19 protein-coding genes and 1 tRNA gene are annotated in these 19061 nt (G+C 72.1%); 13 read left to right on the forward strand and 7 right to left on the reverse strand.

Features of this window, described 5'->3' with window-relative positions; genetic code table 11:
* Positions 1-162: 162 nt before the first annotated feature.
* From ACGF3H_RS11970 to ACGF3H_RS11990, 5 genes are all read right to left on the reverse strand, one after another.
* Positions 163-1635 carry a penicillin-binding protein 2 gene (locus ACGF3H_RS11970; protein WP_362486241.1) on the reverse strand — a complete coding sequence of 491 codons (1473 nt, stop codon included), beginning with the start codon at positions 1633-1635 and terminating at the stop codon, positions 163-165.
* Positions 1632-3068, reverse strand: a complete 1437-nt coding sequence (locus ACGF3H_RS11975; RefSeq protein ID WP_362486243.1) for an FtsW/RodA/SpoVE family cell cycle protein — start codon at positions 3066-3068, stop codon at positions 1632-1634. Before ACGF3H_RS11975 ends, ACGF3H_RS11970 begins: the two co-directional genes overlap by 4 nt.
* A gap of 27 nt (positions 3069-3095) precedes the next feature.
* A complete protein-coding gene (locus ACGF3H_RS11980; protein WP_362486245.1) occupies positions 3096-4643 on the reverse strand; it encodes a Stp1/IreP family PP2C-type Ser/Thr phosphatase in 1548 nt (515 codons plus the stop codon).
* Between the two features lie 141 nt (positions 4644-4784).
* Positions 4785-5297 carry an FHA domain-containing protein gene (locus ACGF3H_RS11985; protein WP_362486247.1) on the reverse strand — a complete coding sequence of 171 codons (513 nt, stop codon included), beginning with the start codon at positions 5295-5297 and terminating at the stop codon, positions 4785-4787.
* A 10-nt stretch (positions 5298-5307) separates the two neighbouring features.
* Positions 5308-6180: a DUF3662 and FHA domain-containing protein gene (locus ACGF3H_RS11990; protein ID WP_362486250.1), complete on the reverse strand. Its 873-nt coding sequence runs from the start codon at positions 6178-6180 to the stop codon at positions 5308-5310.
* Positions 6181-6682: 502 nt separating this feature from the next.
* On the opposite strand from ACGF3H_RS11990, the gene ACGF3H_RS11995 reads away from it, so the two are divergent.
* A tRNA-Leu gene (locus tag ACGF3H_RS11995) sits at positions 6683-6766 on the forward strand.
* Positions 6767-6862: 96 nt separating this feature from the next.
* Here the strand turns inward: ACGF3H_RS11995 and ACGF3H_RS12000 are convergent.
* Entirely contained in the window at positions 6863-7705 is an 843-nt protein-coding gene (locus ACGF3H_RS12000) for a carbohydrate-binding protein (protein WP_362486253.1), read from the reverse strand.
* 388 nt (positions 7706-8093) lie between these two features.
* Here ACGF3H_RS12000 and ACGF3H_RS12005 point away from each other — a divergent pair, with 388 nt between their 5' ends.
* Positions 8094-9566: a DUF2252 domain-containing protein gene (locus ACGF3H_RS12005; protein WP_362486256.1), complete on the forward strand. Its 1473-nt coding sequence runs from the start codon at positions 8094-8096 to the stop codon at positions 9564-9566.
* 56 nt (positions 9567-9622) lie between these two features.
* Positions 9623-10435 carry a hypothetical protein gene (locus ACGF3H_RS12010; protein WP_362486259.1) on the forward strand — a complete coding sequence of 271 codons (813 nt, stop codon included), beginning with the start codon at positions 9623-9625 and terminating at the stop codon, positions 10433-10435.
* A gap of 51 nt (positions 10436-10486) precedes the next feature.
* Here the strand turns inward: ACGF3H_RS12010 and ACGF3H_RS12015 are convergent, their stop codons facing one another.
* Complete coding sequence (locus ACGF3H_RS12015) at positions 10487-11467, reverse strand: LuxR C-terminal-related transcriptional regulator (protein ID WP_362486261.1); 981 nt, start codon at positions 11465-11467, stop codon at positions 10487-10489.
* 288 nt (positions 11468-11755) lie between these two features.
* Between ACGF3H_RS12015 and ACGF3H_RS12020 the strand changes: the two genes are divergently transcribed.
* The 10 genes from ACGF3H_RS12020 to ACGF3H_RS12065 all read left to right on the forward strand — a co-directional run bounded on the left by ACGF3H_RS12020 (position 11756) and on the right by ACGF3H_RS12065 (position 18905).
* Entirely contained in the window at positions 11756-12127 is a 372-nt protein-coding gene (locus ACGF3H_RS12020; RefSeq protein ID WP_362486264.1) for a hypothetical protein, read from the forward strand.
* Positions 12128-12248: 121 nt separating this feature from the next.
* Positions 12249-13211, forward strand: a complete 963-nt coding sequence (locus ACGF3H_RS12025) for an LLM class flavin-dependent oxidoreductase (RefSeq protein ID WP_362486267.1) — start codon at positions 12249-12251, stop codon at positions 13209-13211.
* Between the two features lie 104 nt (positions 13212-13315).
* Entirely contained in the window at positions 13316-14356 is a 1041-nt protein-coding gene (mpaB, locus tag ACGF3H_RS12030; RefSeq protein ID WP_362486270.1) for a daptide biosynthesis RiPP recognition protein, read from the forward strand.
* Complete coding sequence (gene mpaM / locus ACGF3H_RS12035) at positions 14353-15171, forward strand: daptide-type RiPP biosynthesis methyltransferase (RefSeq protein WP_362486273.1); 819 nt, start codon at positions 14353-14355, stop codon at positions 15169-15171. The genes mpaB and mpaM overlap by 4 nt, the downstream gene beginning before the upstream one ends.
* Positions 15168-16433, forward strand: coding sequence for a daptide-type RiPP biosynthesis aminotransferase (gene mpaD, locus ACGF3H_RS12040; RefSeq protein ID WP_362486276.1), 1266 nt, complete (start codon positions 15168-15170; stop codon positions 16431-16433). Before mpaM ends, mpaD begins: the two co-directional genes overlap by 4 nt.
* Before the next feature lie 79 nt (positions 16434-16512).
* Positions 16513-16662 (forward strand): daptide-type RiPP, encoded by a 150-nt coding sequence (locus tag ACGF3H_RS12045; protein ID WP_362486279.1) that lies wholly within the window; start codon positions 16513-16515, stop codon positions 16660-16662.
* A 186-nt stretch (positions 16663-16848) separates the two neighbouring features.
* Complete coding sequence (gene mpaC, locus ACGF3H_RS12050; protein ID WP_362486282.1) at positions 16849-18246, forward strand: daptide-type RiPP biosynthesis dehydogenase; 1398 nt, start codon at positions 16849-16851, stop codon at positions 18244-18246.
* The gene (locus tag ACGF3H_RS12055) at positions 18243-18401 is read left to right on the forward strand and encodes a daptide-type RiPP (protein WP_279564402.1); all 159 of its coding nucleotides are present in this window, start codon (positions 18243-18245) and stop codon (positions 18399-18401) included. The genes mpaC and ACGF3H_RS12055 overlap by 4 nt, the downstream gene beginning before the upstream one ends.
* 82 nt (positions 18402-18483) lie before the next feature.
* Entirely contained in the window at positions 18484-18642 is a 159-nt protein-coding gene (locus tag ACGF3H_RS12060; protein ID WP_362486287.1) for a daptide-type RiPP, read from the forward strand.
* Between the two features lie 98 nt (positions 18643-18740).
* Positions 18741-18905 (forward strand): daptide-type RiPP, encoded by a 165-nt coding sequence (locus ACGF3H_RS12065; protein ID WP_225634765.1) that lies wholly within the window; start codon positions 18741-18743, stop codon positions 18903-18905.
* Positions 18906-19061 lie beyond the last annotated feature (156 nt).

Consider the following 19061-nt stretch of genomic DNA (forward strand, 5'->3'; position numbering starts at 1 on the left):
CCGACCGGCATGTTTGTACGGTCGGAGGCTGCCGTCCGGCCTACCGTACCCGGCTCGCTCCGTGTGACCTGGCCAAGCCCGGTAGCCGATACAGGACCGGTATCGCAACGTGCGTCGATGTGAAGGGGACGTGAGCAGAGTCACGTCCCGTCCAGCGCTTGGTCACTTCTTGCTGTTGATGACGGCCTCCATCACGCTCTTCGCGATCGGGGCCGCGAGGCCGCCGCCGGAGATGTCGTCGCGGCTGGCGTTCTCGTCCTCGACCACCACGGCCACGGCGACCGGCGATCCGCCGTCGCCGGTCTTGGCGTACGAGATGAACCAGGCGTACGGGTTCTCGCTGTTCTCGACGCCGTGCTGTGCGGTACCGGTCTTGCCGCCTACGGTGACGCCGTCGATCTGCGCGTTGGTTCCCGTGCCGTCCTTGACGACGGTCTCCATCATCGACTGCAGGATCTGCGCGTTCTCCGGGGAGAGCGGCTTGCTCATCTCCTGCGGGTCCGTCTTCTCGATGGTGTCGAGGCTCGGGGCCTGGAGTTCGTCGACCATGTACGGCTTCATCAGGGTGCCGTTGTTGGCGATGGCCGAGGTGACCATGGCCATCTGCAGCGGGGTGGCGGCGGTGTTGAACTGGCCGATGGAGGAGAGCGCGACCTGCGAGTCGTTCATGTCGTCGGAGAAGACGGAGGCGCTGGAGCGGACGGGGACGAACTGCTCCTCGGTGAAGCCGAACTTCTTGGCGGTCTCGAGCATCTTGTCGTTGCCGAGGTCGTAGCCGATCTTGCCGAAGACGGTGTTGCAGGAGACGCGCAGGGCCTCGCGGAGGGTGGCGTTCTCGCAGGGGAGGTCGCCCTCGTTGTTCAGCGGGGTGCTGGTGCCGGGCATGGTCCACGGCAGCGGGGAGTCGGTCTTCTCGTCGGCCGAGGTGTACTTGCCGTGCTCCAGCGCGGCCGCGGCGGTGACGACCTTGAAGGTCGACCCGGGCGGGTAGACCTCGCGCAGGGCCCGGTTGAGCATCGGCTTGTCGGGGTTGTTCTTCTCGATGATCTTGTTCCAGGCCTTGCCGTCCGCAGTGCCGCCGCCGGCGATCGTCGAGGGGTCGTACGAGGGGTACGAGGCCAGGGCGAGGATCTTGCCGGTGGAGGGCTCGATGGCGGCGACGGCGCCCTTGCCGCCCTGCTTCTTCAGGCCCTCGTAGGCCGCCTTCTGCGCGGCGGTGCTCAGGGTGGTGACGACGTTGCCGCCCTCGCGCTTCTTGCCGGTGAGCATGTCGAGGGTGTTGCGGAAGAAGAGCCGGTCGTCGTTGCCGGTGAGGATGCCGTCGTCGATGTTCTCGAGCTGCGTGGCGCCGTAGGCCTGGGAGACGTAGCCGGTGACGGGCGCCCACATGGCGCCGTCCTTGTAGGTGCGCTTGTACTTGAAGTCGCCCTCGGTGGTGGCGTGTCCGGTGATGGCCTTGCCGTCGACGATGATGTCGCCGCGGGGGGTGGCGTAGCGCTCGATGGCGACGCGGCGGTTGGCCTCGTCGTTCTTCAGTTCGTCGGCCTGGACGTACTGGAGCCAGTTGTCGCGGATGAGCAGGGTGAGGACCAGGAGTCCGCAGAAGATCGCGATGCGGCGCAGGGGCTTGTTCACGGTCGGACCACCTGGGTCATCTCGGCGTCGGGGTTGGCGGCGGGTGCGGGGGCGGGCCTGCGTGCGGTGTCGCTGATGCGCAGCAGGATGCCGATGAGGGCCCAGTTGGCGATGACGGAGGATCCGCCGTAGGCCAGGAAGGGCATCGTCATACCGGTGAGCGGGATGAGGCCCATCACACCGCCTGCCACGACGAACACCTGGAGCGCGAAGGCGCCGGACAGGCCGATGGCGAGGAGCTTGCCGAAGGGGTCGCGGGCCGCGAGGGCGGTGCGGACGCCGCGCTCCACGATGAGTGCGTAGAGCAGGAGCAGGGCCATGAGACCGGCCAGGCCGAGTTCCTCGCCGAAGGTGGCGAGGATGAAGTCGGAGTTGGCGGCGAAGCGGATGAGCTCGGAGTGGCCCTGGCCCCAGCCGGTGCCGAGGGTGCCGCCGGAGCCGAAGGCCCACAGTGCCTGCATGGCCTGCTCGGAGTGGCCGACGACGTTCTGGCGGGAGAGCAGGTACTCGCCCATCGGGTCGAGCCAGGCGTCGACGCGCTGCTGGATGTGGGGTTCGAAGCTGGCCACGCCGACGGCGCCGACCGCGGACATCAGCAGACCGAAGACGATCCAGCTGGTCCGTTCGGTGGCGACGTACAGCATGATCACGAACATGCCGAAGAAGAGCAGCGACGTGCCGAGGTCGGTCTCGAAGACGAGGATGAGGATCGAGACGATCCAGACGACCAGGATGGGGCCGAGGTCGCGGCCGCGGGGCAGGTAGAGGCCCATGAAGCGGCGGCTGGCGAGGGCGAGGGCGTCGCGCTTCACCATCAGGTAGCCGGCGAAGAAGATCGCCAGGACGATCTTCGCGAACTCTCCGGGCTGGATGGAGAAGGAGCCGACCTGGATCCAGATCTTGGCGCCGTAGATGTTCACGCCGAGGCCCGGGACCAGCGGGAGCAGCAGCAGGAAGAGGGCGCCGACCATGGAGATGTAGGTGTAGCGCTGCAGGACGCGGTGGTCCTTGAGGAAGATCATCACGGCCACGAACAGGGCGATGCCCAGCGCGGTGTACATCAGCTGGCGGGGTGCGGCGTTGCCGGCCTGCTTGATGTCCTGGAGCAGTTCGGACTGGTCCAGACGCCAGATGGCGACGAGTCCGAGGCCGTTGAGCAGGGTGGCCAGCGGCAGCAGCAGGGGGTCCGCGTAGGGCGCGAACTTGCGCACGACCAGGTGGCCGACGCCGGCCAGCAGGCCGAGGCCGAGGCCGTAGCTCAGCAGTCCGGCGGGTACCTCGTCGTTGATGGCCAGGCCCACGTTGGCGTAGGCGAAGACCGGGATGACGACGGCGAACACCAGCAGGGCCAGCTCGGTGTTGCGGCGGCTGGGCGCGCCGATGGAGCCGATCGTGGACGTGTGGTGCGTCGGCGAGTTGGAAGTACTGCTCATCGTGTGACGGGGCCTCTCACGGCTTGCCTACTGCTTACCGCACAGCGAGACGACCTTCTGCTCTTCCTCCGAGAGGCTGGGGCCGGGGCTGGTAGTGGGTGCGGTCGTGGACGGGGACGGGGACGATTCGGGCGTCTTCGGTGACTCCGACGCGGTCGGTGAAGGTGTGGCCTTGGACGTGAAGGAGGCGGGTGTGGTTCCCGTGGTGCCTCCTGCCTCGCCTTCGCCCGTCTTCGCGTTCTCGCTGTCCGCGGCACGTCGTTCGGCCTGCTTCCGGCATGCGGAGGCCTGTACCGACAGCTCTTCGATCTTTGCCCGGGCGTCGTTCAGGTCGCCTTCGGCGATGGTCGACTCGACGAGTTTCTGCTGGTAGGGCGGCAGGTACTTCAGTTCGATCTCGGGGTGGTCCTTCTGGACCTTGGAGAGCGAGACCCAGGCCAGGTCCTGGCTGATGCCCCGGTAGAGGGCGACGTGGTCGTTGTTGGTGCCCACGTAGTACTGGGTCTGGGTCCAGCGCCAGCCGCCGTAGAGGCCGCCGCCGACGACGGCGAGGGCGAGGACGGTGTAGAAGGACCGCTTGAGCCACTTGTGGTTCTTGCGGGGTTTGACGAAGTCGTCGTCGCCGTAGTCGCCGAAGCCGCCGGCGGGGATGTAGCCGGTGGTGTCGCCGCTGCCGGGCGGGCCGAACTCGCCGCCCCCGCCGTGCCGGCCGCCGCCCTGGCGGCCGAGGCCGGCCGCGCGGCCGGCCGGGGTCTGCATGATGCCGTTGTCGCCGAACTGGGCCTGGTTCTCGGCGACGGCGCCGACGACGACGGGCGTGTCGGAGAGCTGTCCGGCGAGGGTGTCGCCGGTGTCGAGGTCGAGGACGTCGGCGACGATGACGGTGATGTTGTCGGGGCCGCCGCCGCGCAGGGCGAGCTGGATCAGCTCCTGCACGGTCTCCTGGGGGCCCTGGTAGCTGGCGAGGGTGTCCTCGAGGGTCTGGTGGGAGACGACGCCGGAGAGCCCGTCGGAGCAGATGAGGTAGCGGTCGCCGGCCCGCACCTCGCGGATGGACAGGTCGGGTTCGACGTGGTCGCCGCTGCCGAGGGCCCGCATCAGCAGGGAGCGCTGCGGGTGGGTGCCGGCCTCCTCCTCGGTGATGCGTCCCTCGTCGACGAGGCGCTGCACCCAGGTGTGGTCCTGCGTGATCTGGGTGAGGACGCCGTCGCGCAGGAGGTAGGCGCGGGAGTCGCCGACGTGGACGAGGCCGAGGCGCTGGCCGGTCCAGAGCAGGGCGGTGAGGGTGGTGCCCATGCCCTCGAGGGCGGGGTCCTCCTCGACCATGTGCCGCAGCTGGTCGTTGGCGCGCTGCACGGCGGTGCCGAGGGAGGTGAGGATGTCGGAGCCGGGCACGTCGTCGTCGAGGGCGACGATGGTGGAGATCACCTCGGAGGAGGCGACCTCTCCGGCGGCCTGGCCGCCCATGCCGTCGGCGATGGCGAGCAGGCGGGGGCCGGCGTAACCGGAGTCCTCGTTGCCCTCCCGGATCATGCCCTTGTGCGATCCGGCGGCGAAGCGCAGTGACAGACTCATGCGCACCTCGCCCGTCGGCTCGGACTGCAGCCGGTCGTGTCGAGCCACACTGCCCACCCTCCGGTCGGGAGCGCGCCGTGGCCCGGCGTGCCGGCCGCCGCTGCGTGCTCGCTCCGCTCGCGCTCATTCATTGGTGTAGCACTACTTCCGCAGCTCGATGACGGTCTTGCCGATGCGGATCGGCGCCCCCGGACCGATGGGTGTGGGGGACGTCAGCCGGGACCGGTCCAGGTAGGTGCCGTTGGTGGAGCCCAGGTCCTCGACGATCCACTGGCCGTCGCGGTCCGGGTAGATCCTGGCATGGCGGCTGGAGGCGTAGTCGTCGTCCAGCACGATCGTCGAGTCGTGTGCCCGGCCGAGCGTGATGGTCTGGCCCTGGAGGGCGACGGTGGTGCCGGTGAGGGTGCCCTCCGTCACGACGAGTTTGGTGGGCGCGTTGCGGCGGCCCCGGCCGCCGCTCGGCTGCTGGCGCTGCGGTGGAGGCGCCTGGCCCTGGCGCGCGGCCTGCTGCGGTCGTGAGTCGCGCCGCGATCCGCGCTGGGTGACCCGCGTACCGAACAGGTCGCTGCGGATGACCTGCACGGCCACGATCACGAACAGCCACAGTACGGCCAGGAAACCCAGCCGCATGACCGTGAGGGTCAGCTCTGACATTGCCCCCGGATCACCCTTCGGCTTGCCTATAGATAACGGTGGTGCTGCCCACGACGATCCGCGAGCCGTCGCGGAGCGTAGCGCGGGTGGTGTGCTGCCCGTCCACCACGATGCCGTTGGTGGACCCGAGATCCTGGATCGTCGAGGGCGTTCCGGTCCGGATCTCGCAGTGCCGGCGGGAGACGCCGGGGTCGTCGATCCGCACGTCGGCCTCGGTGCTGCGTCCGAGGACGAGGGTCGCGCGGGAGATCTGATGGCGGGTGCCGTTGATCTCGATCCAGTGGCGGGTGCGGGGGCCGGGAGCGGCCGGGGGGTGCTGGCCGCCCGCGGGCTGCGGGTAGCCGTAGCCGCCGGGGCGTCCGCCGGGCGGCGGGGCGGCCGGCATGGGCGGGGCGCCCGCGGGGGCGGCCGGCGGGTAGCCGTAGCCGCCGGCCGGTGCGCCGGGCCGTCCGGAGGGAGCGGGGGGCGCGGCGGGTCCCGCGGGGCCCGGGCCGCCCTGCTGGCTGCTGGAGGAGGCGAGCGTACGGCTGCGGACCCGGTACAGGCCGGTGTCGAGGTCGTCCGCCTTCTCCAGGTGGACCTTGATCGGTCCCATGAAGGTGTAGCGCTGCTGCTTGGCGTAGTCGCGTACCATGCCGGCGAGCTCGTCGCCGAGCTGGCCGGAGTAGGGGCTGAGCCGCTCGAAGTCGGGCGTGCTCAGCTCCACGATGAAGTCATTGGGTACGACGGTGCGGTCGCGGTTCCAGATGGTCGCGTTGTTGTCGCATTCGCGCTGGAGCGCTCCCGCGATCTCCACGGGCTGCACCTCGGACTTGAACACCTTCGCGAAGGTGCCGTTGACCAGACCTTCGAGACGCTGCTCGAACTTCTTCAGGACTCCCATGGGGCACCTCCTCCGTCGCTGCCGTCCTGTCCACTGCCTTGCGTACTGCTCGTCGTGCCGCTCGCCGTGCCGCGTGTCCGGGCACTGTCCACCTGGTACTGCTTACTGATCGTATCCACGCGCCGGTCGATCGGCTGGTTCCCCCTGTCGGCCCCGTCGACGGGTGTCGACGCCTCTCGGAGTTCCCGCTGGAGCTCCTCTTCGAACTCCCCCGGCTGTTCGAAGCTGCTCCCGCAGGTCCTCATGCCCAGGATCGTAGAGGCGGCCGTGGACCAGTGTCCCGCACCTGACTGTGGACCCCTACCGGCTCCTGGGGAGACGAGCCGGACCGGTACGAGGTTGATACGTGAACGGGCACGGGCCGGTACGAGTGCCCGGCCGGCCCGGAAGGGGCCGCCCACCGGCGAACAAGGGATGTGAACCCACCCCGTTCAGCGTGCTAATGTTCTGGGTGTCGGAAGGCGCCGGGCCGAAAGGAACGGAGCCCGAGGACACACCCAATGCGCGGGTGGCGGAATAGGCAGACGCGCTGGATTCAGGTTCCAGTGCCCGCAAGGGCGTGGGGGTTCAACTCCCCCCTCGCGCACCGGACGGAAGCCCCCCAGGTCTCGGACCTGGGGGGCTTCCGCGTTGTCGGCCTCTCTCGCTCAGGGGCTGTGAGGAAGGTCTCACCTCGGGGGCGTCACTCCCGGTGCCACAGGGCGGGCACGTTGGGCGGCTCCCAACCGGTCATCGACGTGTGGGCCTGCAGGCAGCGGTAGGCGCCGGAGCCGTACGTCACGCGGTCGCCGGCGGCGTAGGCGCGGCCGGGGGACCAGGTGCCGCCGGGCGGGTCGGTGGGCGGGTCGGTCGGGGTGCCCGGGCCGGGGCCGCCGTCCACGTTCAGCACGAAGTCGAACGTGGCCTCCTTGCCGCCGCCCGCGTCGCGGACGTTCATGAGCAGCGCCGGGTCGAAGATCGTGTCGGTGCTGTTGCGCGGTTCGCCGGGGAAGTACAGCTGGGTGGTCAGCACCGGTTCGCCGGGTGCCTGGGCCTTGACGTGGAGGTGCCGGGTGCGGCCCGGGTAGAGGCCGGGGACGATCGTGCGCAGGGTGAACGCGCCGGTGGCGTCGGTGAACTGGTGGCCGCGGAGCGTGTAGCCGGCCATGTCGTAGGCGCCCGCGCCGTCCGCCTGCCAGAAGTCGAGCAGGACGCCGGACAGGGGGACGCAGTTGCGGCCGAAGACGTAGCCGCTGACGGTCAGCCGGGTGCCGGCGATGCCCGGGGCGGTCAGGTCGGTGCGCAACGGGGAGTTCGGCTTGAAGTAGGGGCCCTCGATCTGGTCGGGCGTGGGGTCGTCGCCGTCGTCGCAGAAGGGTGTCGGTGCCAGGGTCGTGCCCGGTGCGCGGGCGGAGTCCCGGGCGAGGGCGACGGCGCCGGTGGCGAGCAGCGGGACGGCGGCACCGGCGGCGACGGCCGCCCTGAGCAGGGTCTTGCGGCTGATGCCGGGCTCGGTGCCGGGATCGTCGGGGGTGGTGGGGGTCATGGCGGGCTCCTCGGTCTCCTCGGTCTCCTCGGTGGGGGCAGCCCCTGGGGAAGAAGACGGCGGGATGGGCATGACGGGGGGCGCGTCCCCCGGGCGCGGGGCAGGCTGAGTGCTTCGGGGGACGCGCTCCCGTGGTGATCGCCGAAACCGTAAGTCGTGCCGGTGGGCCGGGGGGACCTCCCGTTGTGCCCCCTGCCCGGCGTTATGGGGAGGTGACCCGGGGGTCCGTGTACGGGCGGCCCGGCCGGCTGTACGGTCGTGGCGCGTCCAGGGCGGCGGGAGCGTCCGGTGTGTGCGGGCGGGGAGTGCCGCCTGGGCGCGGGCGGGTTCGCCGTGGTGCGCCGGGGCGGGTGTGCGGGTCGGTACGGGAGTCGGGGAGGGCGGTCGGATGGCCGAGGTGACCGGGGTGGCTGCGGGTTCGGGCGCGGCTGCCGGAGCGACGGACGGCGCCGGTGCGGGAGCCGGTGCGGTGCGGGCGGGGCGGGTGCCGGAGGTGCCGGGGTTCGCGCGATGGCCCGCGGGCGGGTCGCCGAAGGCGGAGGGCAAGGCGCTGCGCGGGCGCGTACCGCGGTCCGCGCACGCGGCCTTCGACCCGGACGGGGCCCGGCCGGACGCCGTGAGCGCGGTCGAGGAGTCCCACCGCGGCCGGATACCCGGGCTCACCCCGATACGGACCGGGCGGATGGCGGCCACGCCGTTCGCCTTCCTGCGCGGGTCGGCGGGCCTGATGGCGTACGACCTGGCGCGCACGCCGGCGACGGGCATCGGCGCGCAGATCTGCGGCGACGCGCACGCGGCCAACTTCGGGCTGTACGGGGACGCCCGCGGCGGCCTGGTCATCGACCTGAACGACTTCGACGAGACGGTGCACGGCCCCTGGGAGTGGGACCTCAAGCGGCTCGCCGCCTCCCTGGTGCTCGCGGGCCGGGAGGCCGGCGCCGACGAGGACACCTGCCGGGCAGCCGCCCACGACGCGGCCGGCGCCTACCGGCGCACCATGCGGCTGCTCGCGCGCCTGCCCGCGCTGGACGCCTGGAACGCCATCGCCGACGAGGAACTCGTCTCCCACACCGACGCCCACGACCTGCTCGGCACGCTGGAGCGGGTGAGCGAGAAGGCACGGGCCAACACCAGCGGCCGGTTCGCGGCCAGGTCGACCGAGGCCACCGAGGACGGCGGGCGCCGCTTCGTGGACGCGCCGCCGGTGCTGCGCCGGGTGCCGGACGAGGAGGCGGCGGCGGTCGCGGCCTGTCTGGGGCCCTACCTGGCGACCCTGTCCGAGGACCGGCTGCCGCTGCTGGCCCGGTACGCGGTGCACGACGTCGCCTTCCGCGTCGTCGGTACGGGCAGCGTGGGCACGCGGTCCTACGTCGTGCTGCTCCTGGACCACCGGGGCGAGCCGCTCGTGCTCCAGGTGAAGGAGGCCCGGTCGTCCGCGCTGGTGCCCCATCTGGCGACCGCCGGTTTCCACGTTCCCGAGGTCGCGCACGAGGGCCGCCGGGTGGTGCTCGGACAGAAGCGCATGCAGGTGGTCAGCGACATCCTGCTCGGCTGGACCTCGGTCGACGGGCGGCCCTTCCAGGTGCGGCAGTTCCGCAACCGCAAGGGCAGCGTCGACCCCGCGGCCCTGGCCGCCGACCAGCTCGACGACTACGGCCGGATGACGGGCGCCCTGCTGGCCCGCGCCCACGCGCACAGCGTCGACCCGCGCCTGGTCGCCGGCTACTGCGGCAAGAACGAGGAGCTGGACGAGGCGATGGCCGCCTTCGCCGCGGCCTATGCCGACCGCACCGAGGCGGACCACGCCGAGCTGCTCGCCGCGGTGCGGGCGGGGCGGGTCGCGGCCGAGACGGGGGTGTGAGGCAGGCCCGGCCGCGGGCCGGACGGCGCCCGCCCGCCGTGCCCTAGGCTGGTCGGGTGACGACCCCGGAAGCTGAGCCCGAGCAGGGCGGTGCGCCGCGGCCCGAGGAGCGGCTGGAGCAGGCCGTGAGGGCCGCCGAGCAGGCGCTCATCGAGTACGAGATCGCCCTGGAGACCTTCCGTGTGGAGGTCGAGAACTTCTCGCGGCTGCACGAACAGCGGCTCGGGCCCGTGTACGCGCGGCTCGAGGAGCTGGAGGCGCAGATCCTGGAGGCCAGGGCGGCCCGCAGCGGTGACGCCGAGGACCGCCGCCGGGCCGACGAGGCACGGGCCCGGCTGATGCCGATCCCGGGGGTCGAGGAGCTGCTGCACGGCTGGATGGACGGGGACGGACTGTTCCCTGAGGCCACCGCGATGCTCACGGACCAGGCGGTACGCCCGCCGAAGCGGGTCCGGCCGAGCGAGGAGGCCCGCAGGCTCTACCGCGAGCTGGCCCGCAAGGCCCACCCCGACCTGGCGCAGGAGGACGGCGAGCGGGCCCGGCGCGAGGAGTTCATCACCCGCGTCAACGCCGCCTACGCCCGCGGTGACGAGAGCGAGCTGCGGACCCTGGCGGAGGAGTGGGCCGCAGGTCCCGTGCCCGAGCGGCGGCCCAGCCGCGCCGAGGAGCTGTACGAGCGCCTGGAGTGGCTCGACCGGCGCAGGGAGCTGCTCACCGTGCTCGCCAAGGAGCTGGAGGAGGGCGCGATAGGCGCCATGCTGCGCCTGGCACCCGACGATCCCGACCGTCTGCTGGAGGAGATCGCCGGGCAGCTGGCCGCCCAGGTGGGCGAGCGGGAGGCCGAGCTGGCGGAACTGCTGGGTCGGTAGCCCCGCCGGCCCCGGCTCCTCCGGCCCGGTCGCCGTCGCGTGTCCGGCCTCTCAGAACCAGCCGCGTTCACGGGCCAGCAGGGCGGCCTGGAAGCGGTTGGTGGCCTGCAGACGGGTCATCAGGGACGCCACGTGCTTGCGATAGGTCCGTACCGAGATGCCCAGGTCACGGGCGCCGCTCTCGTCCTTCTCCGCGGTGTAGAGCGTCTTGAGGATCCTGCGCTCGATCTCGGTGGGCAGCTCGTCGTCCGGCGTCGGCAGCTCCTGCGCCATCGCCCACATGCGGTCGAACAGCGTGACCAGGGTGGCCACGAGGCCGGGCTCCCGGGTCAGCAGGGCGCCCTTGGCGGTGTGCGCCGGGTCCAGGGGCGTGAGCGCCGCCGCCCGGTCACAGATGATCATGCGTTCCAGGGGCTGGTGCGAGATCCGGATCTCCGCCCCCTTGCCCGCCAGTTCGTGCAGGTACGACATGGTGGCCCGGTCGTCCAGGGCGGGGGCGGCCATCAGGGTGCGCATGCGTACGCCGCGGCGCAGGATGCGCAGGTCGATGGGGCGTGAGAAGTCGGCCGACTCCCGGCTGATGATGCCGGTGGGATTGGTGGTCAGGCTCTCGCTGCGGGCGAAGAAGGTCAGTTCGTCGATGACGGCGCGCACGGCCTCCATGCCCTCGATCTGCTGGACGGTCGGCGCATCCTCCGCCGGTCGCGGTGCCGGGGCGGTCGTCCGTTCCTGCTGGAGCGACTCGACCACGCCGCCCGTGCGGGCGGCGTGCTCCAGTTCCTCCTGCAGGGCGTCGAGCCGGTTGTCGATGAGGTGCTCGACCGCCCGCGCGGGAGCGACCGGGCGCAGCACTCCGGTGTGGGTGCGGACGGCCAGGCCCAGTTCGACCAGGCGGTCGGCGGTCTCGGTGTCGGCGCCGGCATCGGCGACGACCTGGTCGTGGTCGTCACCCACGCCCTGGCGCAGCAGCCGGCGGTAGAGAGTCTCCTCGGCCTCGGCGACGCCGAGGAACTCCAGACATGGTTGCGACACGGTTCCCCCCATGTGTGCACGACCTGTGGTGATCTTTCCCCAAGACATACATCGGGTGGCACCTGTGGCGCTATGCGCGGGACGCCCTCCGCGGCGGTCCGTCGCTCCGAAGCCCTCGTGCGGAGCCCGGTGGGCGGTGCCGAGGCGGTGCAGGAAACGGCACCGCGGTGGCGCAGCAAGTTGCACGCTGATCATCTCGTCCGGGGCTGGCCCGAACGGCAGAGTTGTCCTCGCCAGCAGGAAACACCGCAAGGAACCGCACCACTCGACACCACTGGGGGGACCATCGTGAAGAGCTCTGTTGCCGAGACCCGGACCGGCTTCGTGCGCAACGGCATCAGCGCCGCCGCGACGCTGCTGGGCAGCGGACTGCTGGTGCTCGCGGCCCAGGGCATGGCGCAGGCCACCGAGGCGCCGGCCGCCCCGGCGGGGACGACCGAGGCCCGGATCACCGTACAGGCCGGTGCGCCGGCCGGAACCGGCACCGCGGACCTGGGCGCCCTGCCCGCCAAGGCGGCGGACGCGCTGGCCGGCCTGATCGGTGCCGTCGTCAACGGCAACCACGACTGGGGTCTCCCGCCCGTCGACTCGACCGACGGGAACCACGACTGGGGCGTGCCCCCGATGGACTCGGTCAACGACAACCACGACTGGGGATAGAGACCGCCCCCTCCCCGCCCCTCTCGCCTCCCTCTCGCTTCCCTCTTCTTTTCCCGCCGTCGCGCCACGCACGGACGACGGCCGGCCTCCCGCTGCCTCTACCAGAGAGAAATGTGTCGTCATGACGGATTATTCGGTTCTGATCCCGTTCGTGCCGCGTCGGCTGGAACAGACGCTGCCGTTCGCGGGCCTGGTGAACTGGACGCCCGCCGTGCGGTTGTGGCAGGGGCAGTCGATGATCCTGGAGCCGCACCAGACGTTCGTGGGGGCGGCCGGGGCGGGGTTCCGGGTCCCGGTCGGGTTCGGGGTGACGCTGATGCCGCTGCGGCATCCGTTCGAGGCCGCCAACCAGGCGCGTTCGGTCGCCCTGGCCACCGGCCACCCGGTGATCGCGGGCTTCGGGCCCGGGGCGCCGGCCTTCCAGCAGAACCTGCTCGGAGCCCCCTACGGCAAACCGCTCGCGGTCGCCCGCCAGTACCTGACGGCCGTACGCCGGCTGCTCGACGGGGACGTCGTGACCATGGACGGTCCCGAGTACACCTTCCAGGCACAGCTCGCCCCGGCCGCCGCACCCCGCGTCGACGTGGGGCTCGGAGTCCTGCGACCCGGCATGGCCCGGCTCGCCGGTGAGGTCGCGGACGCGGTCATCACCTGGCTGACGCCTCCCTCCTACCTGCGCGAGGTGATCGTGCCCGCGGTCGAGGAAGGCATGGCGCGGGCCGGCCGGACCGAGCGGCCCCGCATCGTCGCCATGGTGCCCGTGGGCCTGGAGCGGGACGGCACGGCGCCCGAGCGGCTCGCGCTGGCCAGCAACATCGCCCACTTCCAGGCCCCGCACTACCTGGACATGCTCGGGCGGGCCGGCGTCGACACCGCGGACAAGGACGTGCACGCCGTCGCCCGGGGGGCGGTGGACGTGGGGGCCTTCGTCACCGGCGACCCGGACACGGTGGTCAAGCGGCTCGACGAGTACCGGCAGGCCGGCGTCGACGAGATCGTCCTCAACACCACCGGGGTCAACAAGATGTTCGGCACCCAGGAGGCGATCGGCGACCTCACGGAGATCCTCCGCAGCGCCGTCTAGACCGCGCCCCTTGCCCGACGGGGACAGCACGCGAAGCAGCTCAGCAGCTCAGCAGGACAGCAGGCACAGCCACCAGCAATCAGGCAACGAAGGACCAGACTGCCATGGACACGGAAGCGCGCAGACGCGCGAAGGAACACATCATGTCGTGGGGTTCGGGAGGCCGCCGGCCGGCCGGCGTCCCCGGGACCTCGGTCGCCACCGTCGTCCTCGCCGACGCCCGTCACCTCGACGCCGTGCTCGCCTCCGGACTGACCGGTCCCGGCACGCTCGTCTTCACGCCTGGCCCCGGCGACCTCGCGGCCGGCATCGTGCCGTACGGCGGGTCACTGAGTGAGCCGGGCGAGGACTTCGCCCTGGGCGAGGACTTCTACCTGCAGACCCAGGACTACGCCTCCAGCGCCTTCATGTCGGTGCTCGGCCCGACCGTGCTCCGCGTCTTCGGTCCCGCGGACTTCTCCGCCTTCCTCGCGGACGCCGACCGGGCGTTCACCGAGGGCGTCTTCCCCGAGTTCCTGATCACGCCCGCCGTGCTGCTCGCCGACACCGCCGCCCTCGGCGGCCCGCGCGGCGCCGACGGCCCCGCCCTGCGCCTGTACGTCGACGCCGAGGGCCGGATCTCCCTCTCGCCCACCGGCTCCCCGCTGGGCACGGTCGGCGACACCCTGCCGGACCTCCTCGCCCGCTACGAGCACGTCAACACCGCCAGCGAGGCGCCCTGCGCGGTCGCTCTGGGCGCCGCGGTGCCCGAGGAGACGCGGACCGCCGCGCTCCAGGTGCGCCCCTTCCTCGGCCGCTACCTCGCCGCCGTCAAGGCGCTGCGCGCCCTCACCGCCCAGGACATCGGCGGACTGAAGGTCTCGGGCTTCGGCCACCGGGTCACCGACGGCCTCGCCGCCGGCACCGGGGGCGACCTGTCCGACCCCGACCTGCCGCTGGTGCTGTGGAACGCCGAACAGGCCTATGTCGTGGCCGGCGGCCGGGTGTTCGCCGCCGATCACGCCTTCGCCGGTGCCGTGGAGTGCCTGCTCGCAGGCCCCGACGCGGCCGGCCTCGCCCCCGACCCCGTCCTCGACCGGGCCCGCGCCTTCCTCACCGAGCGCGGCCTCACCCTCCAGACCCGTATACCGGTAGGTGCCCGATGACCGCCCCCGCCACGACCACCCTCACCCGCCCGCCCGGCCTCGGCGGCGAGCGGATCGCCCGGCTCGGCGACCGCGCCCGGCTCTGCGGCCTCTACGACCGGCAGGGCGCCCCCGTCTACGACGACCTCGCCGCCGCCGACGGCTTCGAGATCAGGGACATCGTGGGCGCCGTGCGCGCCGCCGGTGACGGACCGGTCCTGGACCTGGCCGCCGGAGCGGGGCGCTTCACCCTCCCGCTGCTGGCCACGGGACGCGAGGTCACCGCGCTCGACCTGTCCGACGACATGCTCGAACTGCTCAGGAACCGGCTGGCCAGGGCCCCGAAGGCACTGCGCGAACGGTGCACGGTGGTCCAGGGCGACATGGCCGCCTTCGACCTCCGCCGTGAGTACGCGCACATCGTCCTCGGCACCACCTCCCTGTCGCTGCTCGACGAGGAGGGCCGGGCCGGTCTCTACCGGTCGGTGGCCGCGCATCTCGCTCCCGGCGGGCAGTTCCTGCTCTCGGTGATGGAACGTGCCGACGACGCGGCACCCACCGAGGTGCACGCCCAGGTCAAGGGCGCCGGCGGCACCCTGTACGACCTCTACGAGTACTGGCCGGCCGGCGCCGCCTTCCGCTACGTCACCATCGCGCCGTCCGCACCCGCCGACGGCCCGGTCACGGTCTGCGTGGACGAGGTCGGCACGATGAGCATCGCCGCGATCGAGACCGAACTCGCCGAGGCGGGGCTCGTGATCGCGGGACGCCGTCCGCTGAGCGGGCCCGGCGACCGTCACCGGGTGTCGCTGCTGAAGGCGGTGGCCGCCCGATGAGCGCCCTGTGGCCCTACCTGATCGCCCCGAGCACCCACGGGTCCGACGCCCAGTGCGCGGTGAGCGCACGCGGACACCGCATCACCTTCGCCGACGGCACCGAGGTGCTGGACGCCGACAGCGGTCTGTGGAACGTCAACATCGGCTACGGCAACGCGGCGATCGCGGCAGCCGTCGCCGAGGCCGCCGCCAACGGCTCCTACCTGCACTCCTTCCGGTTCGAGAATTCCTACGCCCGCAAGGCCGCCGACGACCTGCTCGCGGTGTGCGGCACCGAGCACTACGCCCGGGTGCTGTTCTCCTCCGGCGGCGGTGTGGCCAACGACGCCGCGATGAAGCTCGTCCGCCACTACCATGCCCTGCGCGGCCGGCCCGAGCGCAACCTGGTCGTCGCCCTGCGCGGCAGCTTCCACGGACTGACCTTCGGCGGGTTCGCCCTGACCGGCGAGGACCTCGGCCAGCGCGCCTACGGTGTCGACCAGCGGCTGATCCGGCACATCGCGCCCAACGACGTCGAGGAGCTGCGGACCCTGGTCGCCCGCAGCGGCCGGCAGATCGCGGCCGTGGTGGTCGAGCCGGTGCTCGGCACCGGGACCGTGGCGCTCACCGACGAGTACCTCGCCGAACTCGTGCGGCTGCGCGACGAGAGCGGGTACCTGCTGGTCGCCGACGAGGTCGCCACCGGCTTCGGCCGCACCGGCACCTTCTTCGCCTCGCAGACCTGGCCGGGCCAGCCCGACGTACTGCTGTCCTCCAAGGGCCTGACCAACGGCACCTGCCCCGCCTCGGCGGTCGTCTTCTCGCACGAGATCGCCGACGCCTTCACCGGGCAGGACGCGATCCTCACCCACGCCGAGACCCAGGGCGGCAGTTCCGTGCCCTGCGCGGCGATCAGCGCGGCCATCGCCGAGATGCACCGCCTGGACGCGGTGGTCGCCGGCCGCCGGGTGGCCGCCCGCCTGGACGACGCCATCACCGACCTGGTCGACCGGCACCCCCTGGTCACCGGCGCCACCGGCCGGGGCTGCTTCCGCACCCTGCACATCGGAGGACCCGGCGGGCACCGCCTGTCGCCCCCGGGCGTGGCCCACCTGGTCGGCGCGGTGCGCAAGGCCGGCGCCATCGTCCACCCCGGCCCCGCCGGCATCCAGCTGGTGCCGTCCCTGACCTACTCCGACGCCGAGGTCGACGAGCTCATGACCTGTGTCGAGGCCGGGATCGACGCCCTGCTGCCCACCGCCCGGCCCACCGCCCGCGGCTGACCGCCCGGCCGGCGAACCGCCCCGCACCGCCCGCTCCACCCCGCCCGCACGCTCCCGCCCACCCGAAGGAATGTCACCCATGAACGAGCAGACGCCGCAGACCGAGGAGTTCACGACCGAGGTCGCCGAGCTGGAGATGCAGGAGCTCGAGGCCCTGGAGTCCCCGGGCTTCTGGACCGGCGTGTCGATCGGCACCGCCGTCAGCGTCTCGGTCGTGGTCGCGACCTGACCGCCTCACGAGCCGGGCATCCGCGGCCGCACCGCCCCCGGCGACCCGGGGGACGCAGACCGGCCGCAGGTCCTGCCTCGGCCCCGCTTCCGGCAAAGGAATGAGCTGGGCCGAGGCAGGCCCCCCACCGTATCCGATCCGACGTATCCGACACAGAGCACGAGTTGACGTGGTCAGGAGCCCGCTGTGACAACCGCTGTGATTGCCGACACCGCCGCCGACGGCGGCGCCGGGCACCGCGTCCGGCGGCCGGCGAAGGTCCGCAAGGGGGCCGTCCGGCCCGAGTTCATCCCGCCGGCGCCTCCGCTGCGAGGCATCGACCGCCTCGCCGACTGGCTGCGCCGGGACGGTGCGCGGGCCGTCACCGTCATCGCGGACCCCGCCGTCGCCGGCCGGCCGGTCACCACCGGGGTGCTGGCCCAGGTGGAGCGGGCGGGCCGGACGCCGCGCCTGATCGTCCTGGACGGCCCCACCGGCCTCGACGCCGTGGCCGGGACGGCCGCCGGACTCGACCCCGAGGGGATCGTCATCGCCGTCGGCGGCGGTACCACCCTCGACTTCGCGAAACTCGCCGCCCTGTCCGCCCGCCACCCGCACTTCCACCGGTACCTCACCGCCCCGCAGCGCAGCGGCTTCCTGGTGCTGCCCCCGGCCCTCGGACCCCACGTCAGAGTGCTGGCGGTGCCCACCACGCTGGGCACCGGCAGCGAACTGGGCACCGTGGCCTGCTTCTCCCGCGACGGCGGCAAGTTCCTGGCCACCGGTTCCTGCCTCCGGCCCGTCGCCGCCCTCTGGGCAGCCGAGTCCACGGACACCCTGCCTCCCGCACTCGTCGCCGACGGAGTCCTGGAAGCGCTGTTCCGCACCGTCAGCCCGTACACCGGGGACGCCACCGAACTGCCCGAGCAGGACGCCGCCGTGGAGGCGCTCGCCTCCCGGATCCTGGTGGCCGGCTACGAGGTCGCCGCGCTGCGGGCCGAGCAACGGCCCCTCCCGGCCGAACTGCGGCTGCGCATCGCCGAGTCGAGCGGTGAGAGCCAGATAGGCCGGATCAACATCGGCCGCAGCCCGTACGCCGTGAAGTGCTGGGCCATGGCCAACGAGCTGTCCACCACACTGGACCTGGCCAAGATGCGCACGGTCGCCGCACTGTGGCCGGTGCTGTGGCGGCACACCCTCGACGGAGACACTCGCCTGGGCAGCCCGGAACGCATCCACCGCCTGTGGCAGGTGCTGCGCACGGGAGCCCCCTGGCTGCCCGACGACCCGGCCGCCGGTCTGCTCCGGCTGATGAGCGACTGGCACATCGACCGCACCGTGCGCGCCGACGCCGGTCAACTCGCCCGCGCCACCACGCGCATCATGCGCGGCTGGGGCGCCGGCCTTCCCATCCTCGACGAGTTGAGCGCCGCCGACGTGCGCGCGCTCCTGGCCGAGGCCACCGAGCCGGCCCCGGGCGGGAATCCCCCGCCGCCCGGGGTCCATGAAGCCACCACGGCACCCGGCCGCCGGCCGGACGACCGTGCTGGAACGACCGACCCGTCCCGGAACCCTCCGGGACACGACAGAAGGAGCACGTCATGAGCGAGAACAACATCGTCGAGACCGAGCTGCAGGACCTCGCCGTCTCCGAGCTGGAGATGCAGGAGCTGGAGGCGCTGGAGGCGCCGGGCTGGGCCACCTCCGCGGGCGTCAGCGTCGGCATCTCGCTGGTCTCCGTCGCCTGGAGCCTCACCTGAGCGACCGCCGGCCGGACCGGTCCGGTCAGCGGTGCACCACCCGAACGGCAAGCGATCAGTCAACGAACCGAGGGAGCACGTCATGAGCGAGAAGAACATCGTCGAGACCGAGCTGCAGGACCTCGCGGTCACCGAGCTGGAGATGCAGGAGCTGGAGGCGCTGGAGGCGCCGGGCTGGGCCACCTCCGCGGGCGTCAGCGTCGGCATCTCGATCGTCTCCGTCGCCTTCAGCCTCACCTGATCCACGGCACCGCCGCCCGTCCGACCCACGCGGTGTTTCACGTGAAACAGCCGCTCCCGGCGAGAGGGACTCGCCGGGTCACACGAAAGGGAACCGTCATGGCCGAGATCAAGAACGACGCCGCTGTCGCCGCCGCCACCCCGGAGAACGTGGAGCTGGAGATGCAGGAGCTGGAGGCGCTGGAGGCCCCCGGTTTCTGGACCGGTGTCTCCATCGGTGCCACGGTCTCGTCGGCCGTCGCCACCTCCATCGCCCTCACCTGATCCAGGGCCCACCCACCCGTCCGTCCGATCCACGCGGTGTTTCACGTGAAACAGCCGCTTCCGGCGAGAGGGACTCGCCGGGTCACACGAAAGGGAACCGTCATGGCCGAGATCAAGAACGACGCCGCTGTCGCCGCCGCCACCCCGGAGAACGTG

The organism is Streptomyces sp. NPDC048185 (genome assembly GCF_043202495.1).
Taxonomy (GTDB): Bacteria; Actinomycetota; Actinomycetes; order Streptomycetales; family Streptomycetaceae; genus Streptomyces.

Coding starts and splice junctions, on each gene's coding strand:
- ACGF3H_RS11975 (WP_362486243.1), bottom strand. CDS start 3,068: ATGAGCAGTACTTCCAACTCGCCGACGCACCACACGTCCACGATCGGC.
- ACGF3H_RS11980 (WP_362486245.1), bottom strand. CDS start 4,643: ATGAGTCTGTCACTGCGCTTCGCCGCCGGATCGCACAAGGGCATGATC.
- ACGF3H_RS11985 (WP_362486247.1), bottom strand. CDS start 5,297: ATGTCAGAGCTGACCCTCACGGTCATGCGGCTGGGTTTCCTGGCCGTA.
- ACGF3H_RS11990 (WP_362486250.1), bottom strand. CDS start 6,180: ATGGGAGTCCTGAAGAAGTTCGAGCAGCGTCTCGAAGGTCTGGTCAAC.
- ACGF3H_RS12000 (WP_362486253.1), bottom strand. CDS start 7,705: ATGACCCCCACCACCCCCGACGATCCCGGCACCGAGCCCGGCATCAGC.
- ACGF3H_RS12005 (WP_362486256.1), top strand. CDS start 8,094: ATGGCCGAGGTGACCGGGGTGGCTGCGGGTTCGGGCGCGGCTGCCGGA.
- ACGF3H_RS12025 (WP_362486267.1), top strand. CDS start 12,249: ATGACGGATTATTCGGTTCTGATCCCGTTCGTGCCGCGTCGGCTGGAA.
- mpaB (WP_362486270.1), top strand. CDS start 13,316: ATGGACACGGAAGCGCGCAGACGCGCGAAGGAACACATCATGTCGTGG.
- mpaM (WP_362486273.1), top strand. CDS start 14,353: ATGACCGCCCCCGCCACGACCACCCTCACCCGCCCGCCCGGCCTCGGC.
- mpaD (WP_362486276.1), top strand. CDS start 15,168: ATGAGCGCCCTGTGGCCCTACCTGATCGCCCCGAGCACCCACGGGTCC.
- ACGF3H_RS12045 (WP_362486279.1), top strand. CDS start 16,513: ATGAACGAGCAGACGCCGCAGACCGAGGAGTTCACGACCGAGGTCGCC.
- ACGF3H_RS12055 (WP_279564402.1), top strand. CDS start 18,243: ATGAGCGAGAACAACATCGTCGAGACCGAGCTGCAGGACCTCGCCGTC.
- ACGF3H_RS12060 (WP_362486287.1), top strand. CDS start 18,484: ATGAGCGAGAAGAACATCGTCGAGACCGAGCTGCAGGACCTCGCGGTC.
- ACGF3H_RS12065 (WP_225634765.1), top strand. CDS start 18,741: ATGGCCGAGATCAAGAACGACGCCGCTGTCGCCGCCGCCACCCCGGAG.